This is a genomic window from Psychrobacter cibarius, from assembly GCF_904845955.1.
Taxonomy (GTDB): domain Bacteria; phylum Pseudomonadota; class Gammaproteobacteria; order Pseudomonadales; family Moraxellaceae; genus Psychrobacter; species Psychrobacter cibarius_B.
This window is the reverse complement of sequence record NZ_CAJGYX010000029.1, coordinates 1-1,242: the sequence shown is the minus strand read 5'-3', so window position 1 is coordinate 1,242 and position 1,242 is coordinate 1. Positions and strand designations below refer to the sequence as shown.

The 1,242-nt window shown below is 47.3% G+C and carries 1 protein-coding gene; it reads right to left on the bottom strand.

Features of this window, described 5'->3' with window-relative positions; genetic code table 11:
* The coding region (locus tag JMV76_RS14610; protein ID WP_227690469.1) for a cytochrome c at nucleotides 1-1,228 on the bottom strand (1,228 nt) is incomplete at its 3' end.
* Nucleotides 1,229-1,242: the final 14 nt, after the last annotated feature.

Genomic DNA, 1,242 nt, shown 5'->3' with positions numbered 1-1,242 from the left:
TATTTAGCTCATCTGAGAACCCTGGCATGATAGGTGACGTGTTAGTCGCGCCTTCTACCCCATGAAGGATCATATTGACCAGCGCATCAGGTTTCTCACGGCGAATACTGCTGAGTCCAACGATAGGGGCGTAACGCGCATCAGGCTGACCATAACCATCAACGCCGTGGCAGCTACCACAGGCTGCCAAATATAGCGATTCTGGTGAATTGCTGCCATTACTCACCTGCGCTTTGGCTTGGGCTAAATAATCTTTTTGCACCAGTAAATCATGAGTGATAGATTCGCTAATGGGTGTTGGCAAACGCGAGACATCAACGGCTGCGACCTTATCATCTGTTTGGATAGCAGGCACCGCTTTTAGATAAGAAGCAATGGCATTCAAATCTTCATTTTTTAAGTAGCGCGTACTATGTGCAACCGCCTCGCCCATAGGACCACCCGCATAGGCACGCTGGTCAAGCTCACCAGTACGCAGATAAGTGACAATATCTTGTTCACTCCAACTACCGATACCGCTCGACTCGTCAGGCGTGATATTTGGTGCATGCCAATGACCAAGCTGAGCACCTGATAGATACATTTTTTTATCGAAACCCATAGTGCTATTACGCGGGGTATGGCAAGTACCGCAGTGCTCTAAGTTATTGACAATATATTCACCACGTTGCTGCGTCTCAGTGAGACCATCACGGTTTTCAGTAGACGGGACATTGAGAAAATTCCAGCCAATCATTAAGCTGCGAATGTTAAAGGGAAATGGCAGGTCAGTTTTATATTTTGGTGCTTCATCGACAGTAGGTACGGTTTGCAGATAAGCAAACAACGCACTGATATCTTCTTCTTTCATGCCACTATAAGAAGGATATGGCATGGCAGGGTAAAGCATATGGCTTGGCGTACGACCTTTTTGCAACGCGTTCTTTAAATCCGTTTCGGTATAATCGCCAATACCATAACGTTTAGACGGAGTGATATTGGTTGAATAGATATCTCCCATCGGCGTTTCAATCGCTGTACCGCCAGTATAATCTTCGCCATGACATGCCATGCAATCGGCCGCACGGGCAATGTAAGCACCGCGATTGACAAGCTCGCTATTGGCTGGACTAATATTAGGTAAACTGGCATTAGGTAGGCTAGCATTGGCTAGGCTGGTATTGACGACGCTTGCGCCTTCAGCCATCGCAGCGCTGGAGGTCATACCAATGACGAGCATCGATAACATCACAGAAAGTGGCT